This is a genomic window from Methylomagnum ishizawai (assembly GCF_019670005.1).
Taxonomy (GTDB): Bacteria; Pseudomonadota; Gammaproteobacteria; order Methylococcales; family Methylococcaceae; genus Methylomagnum; species Methylomagnum ishizawai.
This window is the reverse complement of the sequence record NZ_AP019787.1, coordinates 1-23,055: the sequence shown is the minus strand read 5'-3', so window position 1 is coordinate 23,055 and position 23,055 is coordinate 1. Positions and strand designations below refer to the sequence as shown.

Sequence of the window (23,055 nt, the reverse complement as noted above, 5' to 3'; positions counted from 1 at the left end):
AATTACCCCACGGACCCAGAGGCACCACGATGCAAACCTTCACCGCCAACGAAGCCAAGACCCGCTTCGGCGAACTGCTCGACCGCGCCCAGCGCGGGCCAGTGCAAGTCACCCGCCACAACCGCGTGGTCGGCGTCATGGTCAGCGCGGAGGACTACGAAGCGATGCGGGCCTTCTATGCGGATCGGCTGCGCCACACCTTCAAGGAATGCGCCGAGGGTGCCGCCGCTGCCGGGCTGACCGAAGAGAAGCTGGCCGAACTGTTGGCCGATGAAAGTTGACCCCAGGACGTGGGTCGTCGTCGATACCAACGTACTCCTGAGCGCGGCCCTCGCCCCGCAGGGAACCCCCGCGCAACTGGTGGATAGATTGCTGGCAGGTAGGCGGCTAGTGGTTTCGGAAGCAACCTTCGCGGAATTCGAGTCGCGCATCTGGAAACCCAAGTTCGACCGCTACCTACCCATCGAACGCCGGAAACGCCTGCTAAGCGAACTGAACGCTTCCGCGAAGTGGGTTGAGGTGCCAGAGGAAATCGCCTCCCAAACCTACAGCCGCGATCCAGACGACGACAAGTTCATCCACGCCGCGCTAGCCGTGCCCACCCCCTGGCTGGTGACAGGCGACAAGGACTTGCTCGATTTGCGGGACAGTGCGCTATCATTGGGCCTACGCATCCTGCCACCCGCTGAAGCCCTGCTGCTATCGGAGTTCACCGGGCCAGGGTAGTCCAAACCGCCCACCCCAAGACTCCCAATGAACGAAGCCGAAACCCGCGCCGACCATATCGACCCCGCGTTGAAGGCGGCGGGCTGGGGCGTGGTCCCCGACAGCCGCATCCGCCGCGAATACCCCATCACCCTGGGCCGCATCGAAGGCCACGGCCAACGCGGCAGGGCGCTCAGCGCCGACTACGTGCTGGAATACCGCAACACCAAACTGGCCGTCATCGAAGCCAAAGCCTGGGACAAACCCCTCACCGAAGGCGTCGGGCAGGCCAAGGATTACGCGGGCAAGCTCACCGTCCGCTTCGCCTACGCCACCAACGGCCAGGGCATCTACGCCATCGACATGCAGACCGGGGCCGAGGGCAAGACGGCGCGGTATCCCACCCCGTCCGAACTTTGGAACCGCGCCTTCACCCAACACAACCTCTGGCGCGACCGCTTCGCCGCCGTGCCGTTCGAGGACCGCGGCGGCTACTTCCAAAGCCGCTACTACCAGGACATCGCCATCGAACGGGTACTGGGGGCGCTGACCGCAGGCCGCAACCGCATCCTGTTGACCCTCGCCACCGGCACCGGCAAAACCTTCATCGCCTTCCAAATCGCCTGGAAGCTATTCCGCAGCCGGTGGAACCTGGCGGACTGGACCCAGGAAAGCGAGCCGACCCGCCGCCCGCGCGTCCTGTTCCTCGCTGACCGCAACATCCTAGCCAACCAGGCGTACAACGCCTTTTCCGCCTTCCAAGAAGACGCCTTGGTCCGCATCGAACCCGGCGACATCCGCAAGAAAGGCCGGGTGCCGAAAAACGGCAGCCTGTTCTTCACCATCTTCCAAACCTTCATGAGCGGCCCGCCCAAGGACGGCCAACCCTCGCCCTACTTCGGCGACTATCCCCCCGATTTCTTCGACTTCATCATCATCGACGAATGCCACCGAGGCGGAGCCAACGACGAAAGCAACTGGCGCGGCATCCTCGATTACTTCGCCCCCGCCGTCCAACTCGGCCTCACCGCCACCCCCAAGCGCAAGGACAACGTGGACACCTACGCCTATTTCGGCGAACCGGTCTTCACCTACTCGCTCAAGGACGGCATCAACGACGGCTTCCTAACTCCGTTCCGGGTCAAGCAAATCGAAACCACGCTGGACGAATACGTCTATGCCGCCGACGACACCGTGGTCGAAGGCCAAATCGAGGCGGACAAACGCTATACCGAAGCCGACTTCAACAAGAACATCGAAATCATGGAACGGGAGCGGAAGCGGGTCGAAATCTTCATGGCCCAGATCGACCAGCGGGAAAAAACCCTGGTGTTCTGCGCCAACCAAGAACACGCCTTGGCCGTGCGCGACCTCATCAACCAAACCAAGACCGGCACCGACCCCAACTATTGCCACCGGGTCACGGCCAACGACGGCGCACGGGGCGAGCAATACCTGCGCGACTTCCAGGACAACGAAAAGACCATCCCCACCATCCTGACCACCTCGCAAAAACTCTCGACCGGCGTGGATGCCCGCAACGTCCGCAATATCATCCTGATGCGGCCCATCAATTCCATGATCGAGTTCAAGCAGATCATCGGTCGGGGCACCCGCCTCTATGACGGCAAGGGCTATTTCACGATCTACGACTTCGTGAAGGCCCACCATCATTTCAACGACCCAGAATGGGACGGCGAACCGATGGAACCGGAACCCTGCCCCCGATGCGACAGCTACCCCTGCCAATGTGAAAAAAAGCCGCCCCGGCCTTGCCCCGCTTGCGGCCAACGCCCCTGCGAATGCGAGAAATCGCCTTGCCCGGAGTGTTTCCAGCGCCCGTGCGCCTGCCGGAAAAAAGTGAAGGTGGAACTGGCGGACGGCAAGGAGCGCAACATCCGGCACACGCTGGAAACGACCTTCTGGCACCCGGACGGCACCCCGATGACCGCGCAGCAATTCCTCGAAGCCCTGTTCGGCAAATTGCCCGAGTTCTTCAAAGACGAAAGCGAACTCCGCAGCTTATGGAGCGCACCGGATACCCGGAAGCGCTTGCTGGAAGGACTCGCCGAAAAAGGCTTCGGCAGGGATCAACTGGTGGCGATGCAAAAAGTCATTGATGCGGAAAAAAGCGACCTGTTCGACGTGCTGGCCCATGTAGCCTACGCCTTGCCGCCACTGACCCGCGAGGAACGGGCCAGCAAGGCCAAGGTCATCATCAGCACGCATTTCAACAGCAAGCAACAAGTCTTCCTCGATTTCGTGCTGTCGCACTATGTCAGCGTCGGCGTGGAGGAACTCGACCAGACCAAGCTGACCCCGCTGCTGCATCTCAAATACGGCTCGACGGCGGATGCCGTGGCCGACTTGGGCCGCGAGATCGGGCAGGTTTTCAGCGGCTTCCAGAAGTACCTTTATCAGGACGTGGCCTGAATCCCCCTTTTTACGTTCACGGCCTGCAACCACGCCGCAACTCGGCGCAGGGTGCTTGCGCCCATCCCAGCATCATGTCTTTTTGCCGGTGGGTGCTAACTTCGCCGCTAACTTTCGCGGCATCAATTCCACAATGGTTCCTCTTTTGGTTCCAACTACGCCCATCAAACCTTCAACTACCGACCGAAAAAGTTTGCGTTAAGCATTAACTAAGAGCATAATCGGCCAATGTTAATCATTAACACGGGGTCGCCAGCATGAAAGCCTACGCCTACATCCGGGTCAGCACCGAGGAACAAGCCACCGATGGCGTTTCCTTGGACGCGCAGAAGGCCAAGGTCGCCGCGTGGGCCGACCTCAACGGCTACGAACTGGCAGGCATCTTCATGGACGCCGGTATCAGCGGCACCAAGGCCGACCGGCCCGGACTGGCGGCGGCGCTGGCCGCTGTCGGCAAGGGCGATGCCCTCGTGGTCTACAGCCTTTCTCGCCTCTCCCGGTCCACCAAGCACACCATCGAAATTTCCGAACGCCTGGACAAGGCCGGGGCCGACCTCGTTTCCATTTCCGAGAAGATCGACACCACCACCGCCGCCGGGAAGATGGTGTTTAGGATGCTAGCCGTCATGGCCGAATTCGAGCGGGATCAACTGGCCGAACGCACCACCACCGCCATGCAGCACAAGAAGGCCAAGGGCGAACGGGTGGGCGCGGTGCCCTACGGCAAGGCGCTGGCAGGGGATGGCGTGGCCCTGGTGGACGTGCCCGCTGAACAGGAAATCATCGCCGAAGCCCGCAGGCTCCATACGGCGGGCCTGAGCCTCCGCAAAATCGCCGCGGTGCTGGCGGAAAAGGGTTTCAAGGCCCGGAACGGCAAGGTTTTCGCGGCCACCCAGATTCAACGCATGGTGGCATGATGGCGAAAACTATCGACTTCCAGGCCGTCAAGGAATCCTTGGCGGCGCTGGACCGCATCGCGGCGGAACACCCCGAGCTACTGGGGGAATCTTCGCAGGAAGAATGGGAGCAAACATTGAAAAGCACTGTGCTTGAACGACAGAAACGACTTATCACAAAACGACAGGCCGAAGGGCAAGAACGCCATGCACTATGGGCACCACGGGAGGAGATTGAGGAACTGCGTAGGCAATTCCCAGGCTCGCGCAACGGCGTGAACTGGCGGGCCGTCATCGCTGCGGCGCTCAAAATGAGCGGCCAGAACCCAGAGAACACGGGCACTCCATGAGCATCGGCTTTTGAGCCATACCATTGGCAAGCCTGTTCTCGCCCCGCCAAAGCAACCGAGCATTATATCCGCCTTCCCAGAGACATATCACGATTGCTTTGCGAGCCGGACCACATGCTATAGTCCGCCAGCCCTGCCAAAACGGCAGACATGATTAAGGCCCAACATCCCCCCACTTTGTTTGGCGACGAACTAAGGGGATGCGGGCCTTGGCGGCAGGCCGGGGCGCGGCGTGCGGGTGCAATTCTCAACTTGATAGCACCCTGCCGTCAATGCCAACTTTCAGCTTACTTAAAACTGAAAATCCCGCCCCCCGGCTTGCCTTGGTTTCCATGCAAGAAAAAACCAAGGATTCCCAGGCCAATGTCAACGTTTTCCGTCCCGCGCGCCATCTCAAGGCGTAACCGCGAACTCATCGGCAACAAATCCGATTCTGATAGTGTGGGTATTACTTATCCGATGCACTTGATCGGCAAACGCCGCGAATGGCGCTTCGCATCCCCGTCAGCGGGGGCATGAACCATGTCTACACAATCAAAACCCAGCCTCGTGAGGGCTGGATGGGATAGCTGCGCCCTTCGCGACGCGCTACGCGAAGCTTGTTACGCGGAAGGCATCATCTATCGAGAAGTTCCCAATGATGGACGATGGCACCGCGCCGACATCACCGACGATCCGCACGGTAAAGACGATGCCTCAATCAAACTATTCGCCGACGGCGAAGGCGGAGTGCTCTGCAACTGGAAGGCCAGCGGGAAGCCGGTCTTTTTCTGGGTGCGGCAAGATCGCGCTCTGACCCAAGCTGAGCAGGAAGCGCGGCAGCGACGGATCGAAGCCGAGCGCACCAAAGCCGACCAGGAAAAACGCCGCCTTTGGGACAAAACGGCGAACAGGGTACGAATCGAATGGGAAAACCTCCCGCTAGCCCATTCTGAAATGCCTCAATTAGTCCAAAAAGGTGTGCAAGCCCACGGTACAAAAGCGACGCCAGATGGCAGGCTGGCCACACCGGTCTACAGCCCTGATGGTCAAATTCAGTCCATCCAATACCGGCACGCGGACGGCCAGAAGCGCAACTTCCCGTGCAGCAAAATGGAGGGCGGATTCTGGTGGATCGGCACGCCTGACGGAGACAATCCGGTCTTCGTAGCCACCAGCTTCACCACCGCCGCCAGCATCCACCAAGCCCTAGGAGAGGGACACCGCGTCTACATCTCCTACGGCGACGGCAACCTTGAGAACGTGGCACGGATGGTCCAGGCCCGGCATGGTGGAAGGCGCATCGTACTGTGTGGCGACGACGACGCGGATAAGCCAGGAAATCCGGGCCGGACCACGGCGGAGGGGGTGGGAAAGGCTCTGAGGCTGCCCGTAGCGCTTCCCGACTTCGGACCTAGCCGACCACCAAGGGCTTCCGATTTCAACGACCTGTGCAGGCTTTCCGGGCCGGAGAGCGTGCGTGGGCAAATCCTCGCCAAGTTGAGCCAGCGGGAACCGGGAACGCCCCCGCCGTTCCCAGCGTTCACACCGGAAGAACTGGACACTGCACGCCTCAGTCCACGCTGCCTCGTCGATCACTACCTGTACGCCGACCTCGCCTTGATCGCGGCGGCGGGCGGCACTGGCAAGACCACGATGTTGATCTACGAAGCCGTGCATATCGTCCTGGGAATGCCATTATGGGGCTTGAAAGTTTGGCATCCTGGCCCCGTGCTGTTCATCACCGCCGAGGATTCGCGGGAATTGTTCGCGGCACGGCTCCGCGAGGTCATCGCCGCGATGGGCCTTCACCCCTACGAGCGGAGAACAGTTCTATCCCGCATCGCGGTATGGGACGTTTCCAGCGACTTCGTACGGTTTGCAGAACTCGACCAAGGCGGCAACATCCGGCTCACATCCCTAGCCGACGACATCATCACCGCCTACCGGGACGATCCACCGGCCATGATCGTCTTCGACCCCTGTGTCTCGTTCGGCCCCGGCGAGCGCATGGTAAACGATGGCGAGCAGGCCATCGTCACTGCCTGTCGCAGGATCATCAGGGGGCTGGATTGCTGCGTCCGTATCGTCCACCACACCGGCAAGGTTCCCGCGCAAAACGGCGCATTGGATCAATACGCGGTGCGTGGTGGGTCCGCTTTGCCAGACGGTTCGCGCATGGTGACGATTTTATCCAGCGTGAACGGCGAGGTTTCCGGGGCACCGGAAGGCTTCGAGCTTGGGCCGGAGGATAGCGGCTTCATCCTGGCCCGCGCCAAGCTGTCTTATGCTGCACCACAGCCGAAGCTTTACATCCGGCGGCGCGGCTACACCTTCGAGTATTTCACCGGAAGCAAACCCACCAAAGAACAAAAGGCCGCATCGAAAAAAGCCCAGATCACGAAGGCAAGAGCGGCAATTCTCGCCTTTATCCGGGATGAGCTTGCCGCCGGGACAAAGCATTCCAAAAAATCTCTTGAAGATGCGGTGAAGGTGGCCCTAGACATTCCACGGGATCGTACCCGTGTTGCTGTCACGGCACTGAGTCTTTCGGGTGAAATATTCGAGGATGAACTCCCTCAGAACGAGCGCCAGGGTGGGAAAAAGACCTTTCTCAACCTCGCGGAGTCTGCGGAAGACGTTCCGCGAGGTAGTGGAGAAATTTAGGCGGTTCAACCTCGCGGACAACCTCGCGGAAAACAACCTCGCGGCCTATAGAGAAAAAAGGTTCCGCGAGGTTAGTGCCTCGCAGACCCTTTTCCTGTTTTTTCAACCTCGCGGAAATCAGTTCCGCGAGGTTCCGCGAGGTTCGCGAGGTTCGCGAGGTTGGTGAAAAAGCTGGGAAGACGTGTGAATGTCATAGACACGTACACCATCTTCGATTTAAGGGGGTTGGGGCTGGCTGTTTTTGGGCTGGATGGCCTGTGTGGATGGCCTACAGAACTACGAAATCGAAAGCCTCCTGGGTTCGCCACATTGCGATTCCGCGATGTTCGCGAGGTTGGAGGTTCCACGAGGTTATTTGTAACGTCTTGATTGTCTTATAAATGAACTTTTTGGGTGAAATGTTCGAAAAAACGTCCTCAAGACGAGTGCGAAGGTGGGCAGAAGACCTTCCTGAACCTCACGCAGAAGGAATCTAGCCCAACCTCGCGGAAAAATTTTTATGAAGTTCCGCGAGGTTCGCGAGGTTGGGATTTTATATTATAAGCCTTTGATTTATATATAAAGATGTTCGAGAGACTGGAATTCAGCGAGGTCCGTTAGGTAAGAGGTTCTGAGAGGTGGAAAGCTCCATGAGGTTGTCTGTAACAGATTGATTGTCTTAATAACGATATTTTTGAGTGAAATATTCAGTGATAAACGCCCTTGGAACGAGTTCCAGGGCGGACGAAAGACCTTTTTTGGCCTCATGGAGAGGATATTCATCCCAACCTCGCGGATTTTTTTCCGCGAGGTTGGCGGACTCCGCGAGGTTGGCGGACTCCGCGAGGTTGGCGGACTCCGCGAGGTTGGTGGGTTCCGCGAGGTTGGCGGACTCCGCGAGGTTGGCGGACTCCGCGAGGTTGGCGGACTCCGCGAGGTTGGCGGACTCCGCGAGGTTGGTGGGTTCCGCGAGGTTGGCGGACTCCGCGAGGTTGGCGGACTCCGCGAGGTTGGCGGATTCCGCGAGGTTGGCGGACTCCGCGAGGTTGGCGGATTCCGCGAGGTTGGCGGATTCCGCGAGGTTGGCGGACTCCGCGAGGTTGGCGGACTCCGCGAGGTTGGCGGATTCCGCGAGGTTGGCGGACTCCGCGAGGTTGGCGGATTCCGCGAGGTTGGCGGACTCCGCGAGGTTGGCGGACTCCGCGAGGTTGGCGGATTCCGCGAGGTTGGCGGATTCCGCGAGGTTGGCGGACTCCGCGAGGTTGGCGGATTCCGCGAGGTTGGCGGACTCCGCGAGGTTGGCGGATTCCGCGAGGTTGGCGGACTCCGCGAGGTTGGCGGATTCCGCGAGGTTGGCGGACTCCGCGAGGTTGGCGGATTCCGCGAGGTTGGCGGATTCCGCAAGGTTGGCGGACTCTGTATGGAACGACTATCCAAGAATCCAGAATATCGTGAAGTTTTGAAGCGTCCACTGCAAATGCAGAATAGGTAGAAGTTTTTAGTTTAATTGCTAGGTGTATGTCAGTGTTTTATTTGGCAGTTAAAACCTAGTCTAAAGCAAGGAGAGATCATGTATAAGCGCTTGATATTAGAAAGTTTTATGGTAAAATTAGCCTAAAGTAGGCGACTTATGCGTTGCTTTTGAAGGGAAGAGAAATGACTTTGGTTCAAAGAATAACTTTTCTATATGGCGATTAAGAAATCAGACCTCTATTCTTCCCTCTGGGCTTCCTGTGATGAACTGCGCGGCGGCATGGATGCCAGCCAGTACAAGGATTACGTCTTGTTCATGCTGTTCATCAAGTACATCAGCGACAAATACGGTGATAGCGACGACTTCGCGCCCCCGGTGAATATTCCACCTGGCGCTAGCTTCAAGGATATGATCGCGCTCAAGGGTAAAAGCGATATTGGCGAGAGGATCAATACCCAGATCATCGTGCCCTTGGTTGCCAGTAATTCCCGCTTGGCGCGTAGCGATTTCCCCGATTTCGATGACCCCAATAAACTCGGGGAAGGTGCGGCGAAGGTGGAGCGCCTTACCAATTTGGTCGCCATCTTCCAAAACCCTTCCCTCGACTTCTCGAAGAATAGGGCTGAGCATGACGACATCCTGGGCGATGCCTACGAATACTTGATGCGTCATTTCGCGCAGGATTCCGGCAAGAGCAAGGGGCAGTTTTACACGCCTTCCGAGGTTAGCCGCGTTATCGCCAAGGTGATCGGGATTGGATCGGCCAATACCAGGGCTTCTACGACCGCCTATGACCCGACTTGCGGCTCGGGGTCGCTGCTGCTGAAAGTGGCGGCGGAAGCGGGTAAGCACATCACGCTGGAAGGCCAGGAAAAGGACGTGACCACAGCGGGCTTGGCCCGTATGAACATGATCCTGCACAACTTTCCGACCGCGAATATCCTGTCGGGCAATACCCTGGCCGCACCCAAGTTCAAGGACGGTGAAAATCTGCGGACCTACGATTATGTGGTCGCCAATCCTCCCTTTTCCGATAAAACTTGGAGTACCGGCCTTACGCCGTCCAACGATCCTTATCAGCGTTTCGCCTGGGGCGAGCCACCGGCCAAGCAGGGCGATTATGCCTATCTGCTGCATATCATCCGCAGTATGAAAGGCACGGCGAAGGCGGCTTGTATCCTGCCGCATGGCGTGCTGTTCAGGGGTAACGCCGAGGCCACGATCCGGGAGCAGTTGGTCCGTTCCGGTATCCTCAAAGGCATTATTGGCTTGCCCGCCAACCTGTTTTATGGCACGGGTATTCCCGCCTGTATTCTGGTATTGGACAAGGAAAACGCCACCGCCCGTAAAGGCGTGTTTATGGTCGATGCCAGCAAGGGTTTCATCAAGGACGGCAATAAGAACCGACTGCGCGAGCAGGATATTCACAAGATCGTGGATACCTTCATGCGGCAGGCGGATGATAACCCGCGTTATGCCCGCATGGTGCCGTTCGACGAAATCGCCGACCCCAAAAACGCATTCAATCTCAACCTACCGCGCTATATCGACAGCGCGGAACCGGAGGATTTACAGGACATCGACGCTCATTTGCAGGGCGGTATCCCGGAGCGGGATTTGGATGCCTTGGAAGATTATTGGCGGGAATTGCCCAGTGTGCGCGTGGAGTTGTTCGAGCCGCTGCGGCCCGGTTATGTCCGGCTCAAGCTGGCGCTGTCCGAGGTGAAGCCCGCCATTTCTGGCCATGCCGAGTTCACGGCGTTCCATCGGTCGGCGACCCAGCATTTCACGGACTGGCGGCAGGCGAACACGCCCCGCCTGACCGCTTTCGACCAGGGCGGGCATCCCAAGGCGTTGATCGAGGTGGTTTCCGAGGATTTGCTGGCGACCTTCCGCGCCGTGCCGTTGCTGGACGCTTACGACGTTTATCAGCACTTGATGGATTATTGGGCCGGGACCATGCAGGACGACGCCTATTTGATTGCCGCCGAGGGTTGGGTGGCGAAACCGGCCCGCATCGTGGAGACGGACAAGAAGGGCAAGACCAGGGACAAGGGTTGGGCGTGCGACCTGATTCCCAAGCCGTTCATCGTGGCGCGGTATTTCGCGGAGGCGCAGGCCGCCATCGAGGCCCAGCAGGCGGAATTGGAAACCGCCGCCGCGGGTCTGGCCGAGTTGGAGGAGGAACACGGCGGGGAGGACGCGGCGTTTTCCGGTTTCGACAGTATCACCGTGGCGGCGGTGAAGGATCGTGTCCGGGAGATTGGCGCGGATGAGGACGGCGCGGACGAGTTGAAGGTGTTGAAGCGGTGGCTGGCCTTGAGCGAGCGGGTGGCCGGGTTGAAGAAGAAAGTCAGGGAGGCCGAGGCGGCGCTGGACCAATCGGCTTATGGGCAATATGCCAAGCTGACCGAGGCCGAGATTAAAACCTTGGTGGTGGACGATAAGTGGATGACGCGCTTATCGGGCGATATTCAGGGGGAATTGGACCGGGTTTCCCAGAGCTTGACGGGGCGGATTCGGCAATTGGCCGAACGCTACGCCACGCCGTTGCCGGAGCTTAACGACGAGGTGGAAAGGCTGGCGGCCCGTGTGGGCGAACATTTCAAGCGGATGGGGGCGGTATGGAAGTGAAGCCGGGTTATAAGCTGACGGAAGCTGGGGTTATCCCGGAGGATTGGAAAATGAAGCTTCTCGGTGAGCTTGCCACTGTTAGCGCTGGTGGCACTCCGACCCGTGCTAATGCCAAATATTGGAATGGAGATATTCCTTGGATTACTACGTCTGAGGTTGATTTCTGTACGATAAACGATGCGGATCAGTTCATTACAAAAGATGGATTAAATAATTCAGCTGCAAAATTGTTGCCCTTTGGAACGCTTTTGATGGCACTTTACGGCCAAGGAAAGACACGGGGTAAAGTTGCTGTTCTTGGAATTGAAGCAGCTACTAATCAAGCATGCGCTGCGATTTCCTTAAAATCCGGTATTTCTCAGGAATTTATATTTTATTTTCTTGCAAGTAAATATGATGTAATTAGGAAGTTAAGTAATACAGGAAATCAAGAGAATTTAAATAGTTCGCTTGTTCGGTCAATTTCAATCCTATTTCCACCGTTACTGGAACAACGCGCCATCGCCACCGCTTTAAGCGATATAGATGCCCTGATTGCCAAATTAGACCAACTCATTACCAAGAAGCGCGACCTTAAACAGGCCACCATGCAGCAGCTTCTTACCGGGCGGACTCGGTTGCCGGGGTTTAGTGGGGAATGGGAAGTAAAGCAACTTGGCGAGTGCTTAATAGGCCGGCCCGACTATGGAATTAATGCGCCCGCAGTTCCTTATTCAGATCGGTGGCCTGCTTATATCAGAATTACCGATATTTCCGAGGATGGCCGCTTTTCACCAGAATCACCCGTATCTGTTTCTCATTCCGATGCAAGCCGTTTTTATTTGAATGATGGGGATTTAGTATTTGCTCGCACCGGAGCAAGCGTTGGAAAAGCTTATTTATATAATCGGAGTGACGGGGATTTGGTTTTTGCTGGATTTCTTATCCGGGTTCATCCTGATCCTTCAAAACTTATCGCATCTTTTCTTTTTAACTTTGTGCAAAGCAAAGTTTATTGGGACTGGGTAAGAATGATGTCCATGCGTAGCGGACAACCTGGAATTAATGGAAACGAGTTTGCTCAATTGCCCTTATATTTGCCGTCCATTGATGAGCAAACCGCCATCGCCGCCATACTCTCCGACCTGGACGCCGAGCTTTCCGCCCTCGAAGCCCGCCGCGACAAAACCCGCGCCCTCAAACAGGCCATGATGCAGGAACTACTGACCGGTAGGATTCGCTTGGTATGAAAACCATCACCATTCCGCCCAGAGAACAAAAACTGTTGGATTGCCTGACCCAAGCGGTCGCCGAAGCCTTGGAGCGCAAGCGTCGCTTAGGACAATATGCCGTGGTATGGCGCGAGGGAAAGCCGGTTTTTGTTGGCGAGGATTCTCCGCCCTCTGAGCCTGTCGCGACAAACCCAACACCTTAATCAATCCGGTAAATAGGAAGCGGGTTTCTTACCGCCTTTTCCCCAAAATCGGCGTCCAGTGGTGGAATGTCGCTGGTGTCGATTTGGCTGTCGGGCATTTCCGGCAATGCCTTGAGTTCGGCCTTCTGCTCATCCGTCAGGGGCGGCAGGTTATTCAAGTCGATTTCATAACGGACGATTTTGCTCATAACGCTTCCCCTCTTTCGAGTCGGCGCGGCGTGCCTACACGATGCGGATAATCTCGGTGCCGTCCTCGTCATCGCGGACGGCGTGGGCCACTAATAACAACTTTGTCAGGACAATGCCATGCCTGAAACTCCCCGCTCCGAACGCAAGACCCAGAACCGCGTCATCGACCTGTTTACCAACCCCCAGCGGGCCGACGGCTTGGGCTACCGCTACCTGGGCGAATGGAGCCAACGCGCCAACAACCGCCCCATCGAGGCCGAATTACTGCGCGACAACCTCAAGGCCCGCGGCTATTCCCCCGCCCATATCGCCGCCGCCCTGCACAAGCTGGAAGCCGCCGCCGACGCCACCGGCATCACCCTCTACCAGGCCAACCTCCGAACCTATCAACGCCTGCGCTACGGCATCCCGGTACAAGTCGCCGCCGGACAAGCCCATCGGACGGTGCATTTGATCGATTGGAACACGCCGGAAAACAACGACTTCGCCCTCGCCGAGGAAGTCACCCTAAAGGGCGGCTACGAACGCAGGCCCGACCTCGTGCTTTATCTCAACGGCATCGCCATCGCGGTGATTGAATTAAAACGGGCTTCGGTGGACGTGGCCGAAGCCGTGCATCAACTCATCACCAACCAGGAAGAAATTTTTAACCGGGGCTTTTTCAGCACGGTGCAGCTGGTCCTGGCGGGCAACGATTCCCAAGGCTTGCGCTACGGCACCACCGGCACGCCGGAACAGTTCTTCGTGACCTGGAAGGATGAAACGCCGATAGCAGCGGACCCCATCCTGGAGGCTGGCTGCTGGCTCGACCGACCGCTGGCCCAGCTGTGCCATAAGGCCCGGCTGCTCGACTTGATCCGCAACTTCATCATCTTCGATGCCGGACAGAAGAAAGTGCCGCGCCAGCACCAATTCCAGGGCGTCAAGGCCGCACAGGAACGCATCGCCAAACGCGAGGGGGGCGTGATCTGGCACACCCAAGGCAGCGGCAAAAGCATCCTGATGGTACTCATCGCCAAGTGGCTACTGGAACACGACCCCGAGGCCCGTATCCTGGTCGTCACCGACCGCGACGAACTGGACAAGCAGATTGTCGGCGTGATGCGGAATGCTGGAGTGGTCGGCGAAAACGCCCCTTCGCCGCGCATCACCTCGCGGGCGGAATTCGTCGAGAAACTCGGGGCCACCACGCCGCGCCTGCTCTGTGCGCTGATCCATAAGTTCGACGTGGCCGACCTGAAAGGCCCGCCCCCTAGGGTGCATGGCCGTTTCTACGTGTTCGTGGACGAATGCCATCGTACCCAGGGCGGCGACATGAACAAGCAAATGAAGCGCTGGCTGGAAGGCGCAATTTTCATCGGCTTCACCGGCACCCCGCTCCTACGCAAAGACAAGCTGATGACGCGGGATGTATTCGGCACCTACATCCATACCTACAAGTTCCACCAGGCGGTGGCCGACAAGGTGGTATTGGACCTCAAGTACGAGGCCCGCAACGTCCCCCAGAGGCTAACCTCGCGGGCCGCTATCGACGAATGGTTCAAGGATACGACACAGACGCTCAACAACTTCCAGAAGGCGATTCTGCGCAAGCGCTGGGCGACGATGGAAGAACTCATGAGTTCAGGCGAGCGCAAAGACCGCATCATTGCCAATGTCATCGAGGATTTCAGACGCAAGCGGCGCTTGAACAACGACCGGGGCACCGCCATCCTGGTGGCCGCATCCATCTACGACGCTTGCCATTATTTCCGGCTGTTCCAGAACACGATGTTCGGCCCCTGCTGCGGCATCATCACGTCCTACGAGCCGAACCACAATGCCATCTCCCGCGAGCCTCCCCACAGCGACGAGCGCTACAAGTTCGACACCTACACCAAGCACGTCCTGAAGCCAAACCAGACCACCAAGCAGTACGAAGACGAGACCAAGCGCCGATTCATCGAGGAACCGGCGAACATGAAACTCCTGATCGTGGTGAGCAAGTTATTGACCGGCTTCGATGCGCCAAGCTGCACCTACATCTACCTGGACAACGAACTGCACGACCACAACCTGTTCCAAGCCATCTGCCGTACCAACCGGCTGGACGGCGAAGACAAGGATTACGGCCACATCGTCGATTTCAAGGAATTGTTTGGCGACGTTCAGCAGGCCATCGCGGTCTATAGCTCCGATGAACTCGACATCGACCAAGGCAGCGGCGGCGATAACAACGTGCATCTGAAGAATTGGCTGGAAGAAGGCAAGAAGCAACTTGAAGCCGCCCGCCAAGCGCTGGACTACCTGTGTGAACCGGTTCCCAGGCCCCGCGAGATCGAGCAGTTCATCCGCTACTTCTGCGGCGACGCGGCCAACCCCAAGGCGCTGGACGAAGCCGAACCGCTGCGGGTGTCGTTCTACAAAGCCGTGGCCGTTTTTACCCGCGCCTTTGCCGATCTGGTCCAGAACCTAGCCGAAGCCGGATATTCCGAGGCCGAAATAGCGGCGCTACACCAAGAAGCCGCTTTCTACGCCGAAATGCGGGCGGGCATAAAACGGCACGCCGTCGAAGAACTGGACATCAAGCCGTATGAAGCCGATATGCGGCATCTCATCAACACCTACATACAGGCCGACCCGGCGGCGGAACTGGGCCAACTCGGCGAGATGTCCCTGACCGAGTTGATTGTCGAGACCGGCATCCATGACGCCATCGCCCGCAAGCTCAACGAAAAGGGCAAGCTATCCAAGAACGCCGTCGCCGAAGGCATTATCAACAACGTCCGCAAGACTATCATCCGGGAACAACTCACCGACCCCAAATTCTATGAAGAAATGTCCAAACTGCTGGACGACCTTATCCAGCAAAGCCGGGAAGAGACCGAAGCCTACGAGAAATTCCTGCGCAAGGCCGAAGACCTGGTGAAGCGTTTGGCCAGTAAGCAACCGGAAGCGGGCATTCCATCCGTCCTGCATGGCAAGCGGGAGGCCACCGTCCTTTTCAACAACCTCGCGACGATCCCGGCGACAAATTTCCGTTATCCCACCGCCGACGACGAACGGGCCGACTTGGCCTTGAAAATCGACCTGGCTATACGGGAGAACGCCCCGTCAGGCTGGAAAGGAGACCCAACCCGCGAGGCTCAAGTAAAGAATGCCTTGTTCCCCATCTTCGAGCGGGACCGCGCCGCCACACAGGCCGTGTTCGAGATTATCAAGAATCAGCCGGGGTATGAATGACGGAAACCATCCAACTCGGGGATATTTTCATCGCCGTAACGCGGAAGGCGGTTAAAAACGTCCACCTTTCAGTGCATCCGCCGGAAGGCCGGGTAACGCTCGTCGCGCCCAGCGGCACCCGCTTGGAGGTCGCCCGAGCCTATGCGATTTCCAAGCTGGGTTGGATACGCGAGCAACAAACGAAGCTGAAAAATCAAGCACGCGAAACGCCCCGGCAGTTCATAGAACGCGAAAGTCATTATTTGTGGGGGCGGCGGCATTTGCTGGCCATCAGCGAACGGGAATGCAAACCCTTTGTTTCCCTCGACCACAAGCGGATTACCCTCATAGTGCGGCCCGGTAGTGACCGGGAAAAACGCGCCGAAATCATCCACGAATGGCATAAATCCCTTCTTCACGCGGTAATTCCTGCCCTGATTAGCCAGTGGGAAAGCAAGCTCAAAGTGAAGGTCGCCGGTTATTTTCTACAGCGCATGAAAACCAAGTGGGGAAGCTGCAACCACGCAAAGGGGCATATCCGCTTGAATACGGAATTGGTGAAAAAACCCAAGGATTTGCTCGAATATGTGGTTGTGCATGAGATGGTTCATTTGATCGAACCCACCCATAGCGACCGTTTTATCGCCATCCTGGGGGAACATTACCCAACTTGGCGCGAAGCTAGGGTAGAGTTGAATGAATTGCCGTTAGCGGCGGAGGTTTGGAAAGAATAATATGATGGCCCTGAATCGCCAGCGCTGCCGCCACCGCCTTATGTTGCGACAAAGCCAGCCAAGCCCCCATCGACCAATGGTCCAGCCCATGTTCCTTGCCTTCCAACCGTCTTTGGAAAAGGTCGCCGTACTTGCCAAGATCGTGCAGCAATCCGGCCAACCGGGCTTCTTCCGCATGGCCAGAAGCTTCCGCGAATCCACCCGCCAATTCCGAAACACTCCGTAGATGTTCCGTCAACAGATGCCTTTGCCCGGCTTTGTTTTTGCTGTGCGCGAAGTACACCATTGAAATACCTCGTTTTGTTTTTTTAACGACATGGCAACACCAGACCCCTGCTTTTCTGGCGTAGACGATAGCGTTGCTCTAAATTTTATACATTCACCATCCATTAATTCATAATTCATATATATGCGGCATCAATTCAAAGAAACCGTCACATTCTGGAAGTGTGAATATTCACCTTGAAAAAAACCCGCTTTCCTGGTGTGACGTATTAATAACCATTTCGACAAAAACTGTCGAAATCACCATTTCGACGCCCATGAACCGCCATGCCCATCCAGACCCTAGGCACCCACCTGATCCGCCACCGCAAGGACCGGAACCTCTCCCAGGAAAAGCTCGCCGCAAAGGCCGGGCTTTCCCGTGGCGCTTACCGCAATCTCGAACAAGGCCGCGCCCAACCGCGGGCCGAAACCCTCAAATCCCTGGCCAGTGCCCTCGATGTACCGTTGCGCGATCTGCTGAACCCGGCGGCACCCTTGCGGAAGGTCCGCTTCCGCTCCCTCAAGCGGCTGAAAAGCCGGGGCCAAGTGCTGGCCGACGTGGGCCGCTGGCTGCGCGATTTCTCCGACCTGGAACGGCTAACCGGCGACCTGTCCGCCCCCAAGCTGCAAACCCTGGCCGACCGGATCGGCGAAGACCGCGCCCCCGCCACTGTGGCCGGGCTGGCACGGGCACATTTCGGCCTGACCGAGCGCGAGCCGGTGCATGACCTGTGCGGCCTGCTGGAAGCCCAAGGTATAAAGGTCTATTCCGTAGTTGTCGCCAACGATGCCTTCATGGGCCTGTCGGTGGCGGACGAAGAGGGTGGCCCGGCGGTCATCGTCAACACCTGGGAGCGGCTGCCGGTCGAAGCCTGGATTTTCAGCGCCGCCCACGAACTCGGGCACCTGCTGCTACACCTGGGAGCCTACGATGTGGACCAGGAGCAGGAAGACGAAACTCAGGAACGGGAAGCCGACCAATTCGCCTCCCATTTCCTCATGCCGGAAGAACTGTTCCGCCGGGAATGGCGGGAGACGGCGGGGTTGGCCCTGCTGGACCGGGTACTGAAGGTGAAACGGGTGTTCCGGGTCGGTTGGCGCACGGTGCTATACCGGGTCGCCCAAGGCTTGCCGGAGGACCGACGCCGCCCCGTCTGGCAACGCATCAACGAGGAATACAAGGCCCGCCACAAGGGACGGCCCTTGTTGAAACATGACGAACCCTTCGGCATCACCCGCGACCACTACCGTGCGTGCGGCGAACCGGAAGGTCTGGGGCAACACGATTTCCAGGGCGACCGGCTCTACCGGCTGGTGAGACAGGCCGTCGAAGCGGAAATCATCACCCTCTCCCGCGCCGCCGAAATCCTGCGCCTCCCCTTGGCGGACATGCGCGACCTTTCCCTGTCCTGGCTGGCCTAACGTCCGGTCCATGCTGCTGATCGTCGATGCCAATGTCCTGATCGACTACGCGAAAACCGAGGCCGGAATCCTGGCGCTCTGCGTCCGGCATCTCGGCCCGATCCATGTGCCCAGCGTAGTTCTGGACGAGGTGGAACAACTGGACGCCGCAGGCTGCCGACGCCTGGGATTGACCCTCATCGACGAACCGCTGGAAATCCTGGACGAAGCCAGCCAAAAGAGCGGCGCGTTGTCTTTCCAGGACCATGTTTGCCTCGCCCTCGCCAAAGCGAACGGCTGGGTCTGCGTCTCCAACGACAAACCCCTGCACCGCGCCTGCGAGCGCGAAGGTGTCCGCACCCTGTGGGGATTGCGCCTCATGATCGAGCTGGCGGCATGTGGGGCTCTGGGTGCCGAACAAGCCAAGGCCATTGCTCTGGACATCCATACCCTCAACCCCAAACACATCACCCCGGCCATAATCGACCGCTTCGATGCCGAAATCGACCGGGCCACTTCCCGGAATACCACCTACCCATAAGCCAAGCTCCAAGCTTCGCCCACGTCGCGACGATGGGGCTTTCCCGTATACCGAACCGGGCCGCGTCAACCAGTCCTCCAGGGAATGGCAACTGACTGAACAAACATCGAATCGAGGCACACATATTCCTTTCGTCTTTTCGTTCTCCTAACATAGACAGATCAAAAGAAAGCACGAAAGGCAAAAATGAAGACTATCGTACTCGCCAGTCAAAAAGGCGGCGCGGGGAAAACCACACTGGCCGCGCACCTGGCCGTGGCCGCCGAGCGAGACGGGGCCGGACCCTGCGTCCTGCTCGACACCGATCCCCAAGCCTCCCTATCCGCTTGGTGGAACGGGCGCGAAGCTGAAACTCCCGCCTTTGCCCCGACCACCTTGAAGGAACTCCCCGCCAAGCTCGAAGCCCTGGCCCAGGCGGGCTACGCCTACGCCATCATCGACACGCCCCCGGCCATCGCGGAATCCATCCGCGCCGTGGTCGCGCTGGCCGACCTGGTGCTGATCCCCACCCGGCCCTCCCCCCACGACCTCCGCGCCGTGGGCCGCACGGTGGAACTCGCCACCGACGCGAACCGCCCCTTCGTGTTCGCCGTCCCCCAGGCCAAACCGAACACCAAACTGACCGTCCAAGCCGTGGCTGCACTGTCGGAGCATGGCGTTGTGGCCCCAGCCATCGTCCACGACCGGGTGGACTACGCCGCCTCGATGATCGATGGACGCACGGTGCTGGAAACCGATCCCCGTGGGCGTAGCGCCAGGGAAACCGTCGATTTATGGCGCTTCGTTAAAGCACGATTAGGCTATAGCAAGAAAGCACGAAAGGAATAAGGAAAGAAATATGGCTAAGAAGAACGCCGAACTCACCCCCGGATTGGTGGCCGTGAAGGGCAAAGCCACACCCGACACCGCCAGCCGCGCACCGGAACCTACGCCGACCGGCCCGGCATCCGCCCCGCTGAACTTCAAAGTCAGCCCCCAGTTCCGCCGCCGATTCCGGGAACGGGCCGCGTCCGCCGATCTGAAATTGAACGAACTCCTGAGAGAGGCGCTGGACGCCTGGGAGGAAAAAAAGGGATTGCGGTAGGAGTGGACCGCCCGGTTATCCACAATTCCTGTGGACAACTGGGCCGGTCAAGCGGTTGGAAGCGGCGCGGTGCTTGGCTCCAGGGCGGATGGCCGGAATTTAGCCAAGGTGGTAGCCTTAGCGGGGGCAGATGGAATCCGTTCCGTCCGCCCCGCCTTGGAAAGCAGGATGTTGTCCCGCCAGCCACCCGCAAGGCGGACTGGCGATTTAGAAACCATGGAGGGCTTGATCATGTGGTCGATCTATCGCCGCACAGCGGCGGAATTCATAGGAACGTTTTGGCTGGTACTCGGCGGTTGTGGCAGCGCGGTACTCGCGGCCACGGTCCCGGATGTCGGCATCGGCCTGCTCGGCGTCGCCTTGGCCTTCGGCCTGACGGTGCTGACGATGGCCTATGCCGTCGGGCATATTTCAGGAGGCCATTTCAATCCGGCGGTCTCCCTTGGCCTGTGGGCGGGTGGTCGCATACCGGGGTCGGATTTGGCACCGTACATCGCCGCCCAGGTGCTGGGAGCAGTTTTCGCCGCCGGGATGCTGTATTTGATCGCGAGCGGAAAACCCGGCTTCGATCCCAGCGCGGGCTTCGCCGCCAATGGTTACGGCCCGCACTCTCCGGGGGGCTATTCCCTGGGGGCCGGTTTCCTGACCGAGGCCGTGATGACCTTCATGTTCCTGCTGATCATCCTGGGCGTCACCGACTCGCGGGCTCCGCAGGGGTTCGCGCCCTTGGCCATCGGCCTGGGCCTGACGCTGATCCACCTGGTGAGCATCCCGGTCACCAACACCTCCGTGAACCCAGCCCGCAGCACCGGCGTCGCACTGTTCGCTGGAACATGGGCAATGGCCCAGCTTTGGCTCTTTTGGGTCGCACCGATGATCGGCGCGGTTTTGGCGGGCTGGGTCCATCGCTCGCTGGCGGTGGCTATCCATCGCGAAGATTGGCAAGCCGCCGCGCCCATCCGGGGGCCACAGACGCTCCCGTAGCGCCCCGCATGGGGCAAGAACGCGGTTTCTTGGCGATGCCAAGCTGGAATTCGTAATCCGATATTTTTCCCACTCGATGGAAAGGCCGACCTGGGCAACCGGGTTGGCCTTTCTCATGTCCACCTTCTACCGTCAGGTTTTGCCCTCCGTAACAGGGGTCCGGCTCGTTACTCGGGTATCGAAAAAATCTTACGTTACCAAGTGATTATGGTAGTCTATCACCAAGTAACAATTTTTAGGGAACCGCCACCATGAAAGCCTACGCCTACATCCGGGTCAGCACCGAGGAACAAGCCACCGATGGCGTTTCCTTGGACGCGCAGAAGGCCAAGGTCGCCGCGTGGGCCGACCTCAACGGCTACGAACTGGCCGGGGTCTTCATGGATGCCGGTATCAGCGGCACCAAGGCCGACCGGCCCGGACTCGCCGCTGCCCTGTCCGCCGTTGGCAAGGGGGACGCCCTGGTGGTCTACAGCCTGTCGCGCCTCTCCCGGTCCACCAAGCACACCATCGAGATTTCCGAACGCCTGGACAAGGCCGGGGCCGACCTCGTTTCCATTTCCGAGAAGATCGACACCACCACCGCTATGCAGCACAAGAAGGCCAAGGGCGAACGGGTGGGCGCGGTGCCCTACGGCAAGGCGCTGGCAGGGGATGGCGTGGCCCTGGTGGACGTGCCCGCTGAACAGGAAATCATCGCCGAAGCCCGCAGGCTCCATACGGCGGGCCTGAGCCTCCGCAAAATCGCCGCGGTGCTGGCGGAAAAGGGTTTCAAGGCCCGGAACGGCAAGGTTTTCGCGGCCACCCAGATTCAACGCATGGTGGCATGATGGCGAAAACTATCGACTTCCAGGCCGTCAAGGAATCCTTGGCGGCGCTGGACCGCATCGCGGCGGAACACCCCGAGCTACTGGGGGAATCTTCGCAGGAAGAATGGGAAAAAACCTTATCTTAAATGAATACCACGACACGAAAATCAGGAAGCGAACGGCAGCGGGAACTTAGGGAAAAACGCTTTGCTAAGGGCTTATGTAGGCCAGAGGTATGGGTATATCCAACAGATATTGAAAAGCTGAGAGCGGCTTATCCTGGTCCACGAAATGGTGTTGACTGGCAAGCTGTTATCAAAATCGCACTGGAACAAGCCGGAGAACAACCGCAACTCGACATAAAGGCGACGGAACGCAAGGCGGCATTGCTTGACCGCCTATCCGGGTTCCAAGTTGAAATGTCCGGCTTCAAGTTCGACCGCGAGGAAGCCAATGCCCGGTGATGCATCGTTTCTCGATACCAATGTGGTGCTTTATGGCCTGTCCACCGACTTATGGCGCAAGGAGCGCGTGGCGGATCGTCTGAGCGATGGCGGCGTTTTATCGACCCAGGTATTGGCGGAATCAGCCAATGTCATGCGGCGCAAGTTCGGGCGTAGCGTGGCGGAAATCGAAGCCTTCCACGACATATTGCTAGATACCTGCCGTGTTCGGGTTATTGAATCGGCAACCATCCGGCGGGCGTTGGGAGTGGCGGAACGCTACGGCTTTTCCATTTACGACAGCCTGATTGTGGCGACGGCGATGGAAGCGGGATGCCGCACGCTCTATTCAGAAGATATGCAGCACGGGCAGGTTATCGACCACCGATTGACCATCGTCAATCCATTTATCTGAATCCCGACCCGGCGCGGGGAATGCCGGGATGCCCGAGGACCAGGGCGAATAGTTCGGGATGGCGCGGCGGGTCGAATCGCCGCGCCTCCCTATCACAACCGCAATCTGATTAGGAGATTGCGACCATGAATACCCCCGATTGTAGCGGGACCGCCCGAGATTTGCCCGAATTCCAGGGCACCACCACCCTTTCCCCATCCGCCCGATTACGCCCTGTGCCTGAACCTGGATTTCATCGCGGGCGGACTCGACCGGGCGGCGGACGTTTTCGAGAGCGCCGACAGGGGCGCACGCAAGGCAACGGAGGGCGCGGCATGAACACCACCCCCACCCACAACAACGACCACGGCGACGCACCCATAAAATCGAATTGCCCAACGCCACCGTCATTGCTTCCCTGATGGCGGCGAACGCGAGGTCCACAAACAGGAAACGCAAAGCGCGGCCTATAAGGCG

23 protein-coding genes are annotated in these 23,055 nt (G+C 58.7%); 21 read left to right on the top strand and 2 right to left on the bottom strand.

What is annotated here, in order from left to right:
• Positions 1-29: 29 nt before the first annotated feature.
• The 10 genes from K5658_RS22855 to K5658_RS22810 all read left to right on the top strand — a co-directional run bounded on the left by K5658_RS22855 (position 30) and on the right by K5658_RS22810 (position 12,531).
• Positions 30-281 (top strand): type II toxin-antitoxin system Phd/YefM family antitoxin, encoded by a 252-nt coding sequence (locus tag K5658_RS22855; protein ID WP_221067421.1) that lies wholly within the window; start codon positions 30-32, stop codon positions 279-281.
• The gene (locus K5658_RS22850) at positions 271-726 is read left to right on the top strand and encodes a putative toxin-antitoxin system toxin component, PIN family (protein ID WP_221067420.1); all 456 of its coding nucleotides are present in this window, start codon (positions 271-273) and stop codon (positions 724-726) included. The genes K5658_RS22855 and K5658_RS22850 overlap by 11 nt, the downstream gene beginning before the upstream one ends.
• A 27-nt stretch (positions 727-753) precedes the next feature.
• Positions 754-3,138, top strand: coding sequence for an EcoAI/FtnUII family type I restriction enzme subunit R (hsdR, locus tag K5658_RS22845; protein WP_221067419.1), 2,385 nt, complete (start codon positions 754-756; stop codon positions 3,136-3,138).
• Between the two features lie 257 nt (positions 3,139-3,395).
• Positions 3,396-4,055 carry a recombinase family protein gene (locus tag K5658_RS22840; RefSeq protein ID WP_221067418.1) on the top strand — a complete coding sequence of 220 codons (660 nt, stop codon included), beginning with the start codon at positions 3,396-3,398 and terminating at the stop codon, positions 4,053-4,055.
• A complete protein-coding gene (locus K5658_RS22835) occupies positions 4,052-4,384 on the top strand; it encodes a hypothetical protein (protein ID WP_221067417.1) in 333 nt (110 codons plus the stop codon). Before K5658_RS22840 ends, K5658_RS22835 begins: the two co-directional genes overlap by 4 nt.
• 522 nt (positions 4,385-4,906) lie before the next feature.
• The gene (locus tag K5658_RS22830; RefSeq protein ID WP_221067451.1) at positions 4,907-7,030 is read left to right on the top strand and encodes an AAA family ATPase; all 2,124 of its coding nucleotides are present in this window, start codon (positions 4,907-4,909) and stop codon (positions 7,028-7,030) included.
• A gap of 673 nt (positions 7,031-7,703) precedes the next feature.
• Positions 7,704-8,501: a hypothetical protein gene (locus K5658_RS22825; protein WP_221067450.1), complete on the top strand. Its 798-nt coding sequence runs from the start codon at positions 7,704-7,706 to the stop codon at positions 8,499-8,501.
• A gap of 195 nt (positions 8,502-8,696) precedes the next feature.
• Entirely contained in the window at positions 8,697-11,117 is a 2,421-nt protein-coding gene (locus tag K5658_RS22820; RefSeq protein WP_221067449.1) for a type I restriction-modification system subunit M, read from the top strand.
• A complete protein-coding gene (locus K5658_RS22815; RefSeq protein WP_221067448.1) occupies positions 11,108-12,346 on the top strand; it encodes a restriction endonuclease subunit S in 1,239 nt (412 codons plus the stop codon). The genes K5658_RS22820 and K5658_RS22815 overlap by 10 nt, the downstream gene beginning before the upstream one ends.
• On the top strand, positions 12,343-12,531 hold the full coding sequence (locus K5658_RS22810; RefSeq protein WP_221067447.1) for a hypothetical protein: 189 nt from the start codon (positions 12,343-12,345) through the stop codon (positions 12,529-12,531). Before K5658_RS22815 ends, K5658_RS22810 begins: the two co-directional genes overlap by 4 nt.
• Here K5658_RS22810 and K5658_RS22805 read toward each other — a convergent pair.
• Positions 12,528-12,719: a hypothetical protein gene (locus tag K5658_RS22805; RefSeq protein WP_221067446.1), complete on the bottom strand. Its 192-nt coding sequence runs from the start codon at positions 12,717-12,719 to the stop codon at positions 12,528-12,530. The genes K5658_RS22810 and K5658_RS22805 overlap by 4 nt on opposite strands.
• A 118-nt stretch (positions 12,720-12,837) precedes the next feature.
• Here K5658_RS22805 and K5658_RS22800 point away from each other — a divergent pair, with 118 nt between their 5' ends.
• A complete protein-coding gene (locus K5658_RS22800; RefSeq protein WP_221067445.1) occupies positions 12,838-15,942 on the top strand; it encodes a type I restriction endonuclease subunit R in 3,105 nt (1,034 codons plus the stop codon).
• Positions 15,939-16,655 (top strand): M48 family metallopeptidase, encoded by a 717-nt coding sequence (locus K5658_RS22795; protein ID WP_221067444.1) that lies wholly within the window; start codon positions 15,939-15,941, stop codon positions 16,653-16,655. Before K5658_RS22800 ends, K5658_RS22795 begins: the two co-directional genes overlap by 4 nt.
• On the opposite strand, the gene K5658_RS22790 is transcribed toward K5658_RS22795, so the two are convergent.
• Positions 16,603-16,941 (bottom strand): CRISPR-associated endonuclease Cas3'', encoded by a 339-nt coding sequence (locus K5658_RS22790; protein ID WP_221067443.1) that lies wholly within the window; start codon positions 16,939-16,941, stop codon positions 16,603-16,605. The genes K5658_RS22795 and K5658_RS22790 overlap by 53 nt on opposite strands.
• A gap of 266 nt (positions 16,942-17,207) precedes the next feature.
• Here K5658_RS22790 and K5658_RS22785 point away from each other — a divergent pair, with 266 nt between their 5' ends.
• From K5658_RS22785 to K5658_RS22750, 9 genes are all read left to right on the top strand, one after another.
• A complete protein-coding gene (locus K5658_RS22785) occupies positions 17,208-18,344 on the top strand; it encodes a helix-turn-helix domain-containing protein (RefSeq protein WP_221067442.1) in 1,137 nt (378 codons plus the stop codon).
• A gap of 10 nt (positions 18,345-18,354) precedes the next feature.
• Positions 18,355-18,864 (top strand): PIN domain-containing protein, encoded by a 510-nt coding sequence (locus K5658_RS22780; protein WP_221067441.1) that lies wholly within the window; start codon positions 18,355-18,357, stop codon positions 18,862-18,864.
• Between the two features lie 186 nt (positions 18,865-19,050).
• A complete protein-coding gene (locus K5658_RS22775) occupies positions 19,051-19,692 on the top strand; it encodes a ParA family protein (RefSeq protein ID WP_221067440.1) in 642 nt (213 codons plus the stop codon).
• Between the two features lie 10 nt (positions 19,693-19,702).
• A complete protein-coding gene (locus K5658_RS22770) occupies positions 19,703-19,948 on the top strand; it encodes a ribbon-helix-helix protein (protein ID WP_221067439.1) in 246 nt (81 codons plus the stop codon).
• Positions 19,949-20,179: 231 nt separating this feature from the next.
• Positions 20,180-20,932 carry an aquaporin Z gene (aqpZ, locus tag K5658_RS22765; RefSeq protein ID WP_221067438.1) on the top strand — a complete coding sequence of 251 codons (753 nt, stop codon included), beginning with the start codon at positions 20,180-20,182 and terminating at the stop codon, positions 20,930-20,932.
• A gap of 251 nt (positions 20,933-21,183) precedes the next feature.
• The gene (locus tag K5658_RS22760) at positions 21,184-21,762 is read left to right on the top strand and encodes a recombinase family protein (RefSeq protein WP_221067437.1); all 579 of its coding nucleotides are present in this window, start codon (positions 21,184-21,186) and stop codon (positions 21,760-21,762) included.
• Positions 21,759-21,887: a hypothetical protein gene (locus K5658_RS24055; protein WP_281425996.1), complete on the top strand. Its 129-nt coding sequence runs from the start codon at positions 21,759-21,761 to the stop codon at positions 21,885-21,887. Before K5658_RS22760 ends, K5658_RS24055 begins: the two co-directional genes overlap by 4 nt.
• Entirely contained in the window at positions 21,888-22,205 is a 318-nt protein-coding gene (locus K5658_RS22755) for a hypothetical protein (RefSeq protein ID WP_221067436.1), read from the top strand. It abuts the gene before it with no gap.
• Complete coding sequence (locus tag K5658_RS22750) at positions 22,195-22,599, top strand: PIN domain-containing protein (protein ID WP_221067435.1); 405 nt, start codon at positions 22,195-22,197, stop codon at positions 22,597-22,599. The genes K5658_RS22755 and K5658_RS22750 overlap by 11 nt, the downstream gene beginning before the upstream one ends.
• The last annotated feature ends 456 nt before the right edge of the window (positions 22,600-23,055 follow it).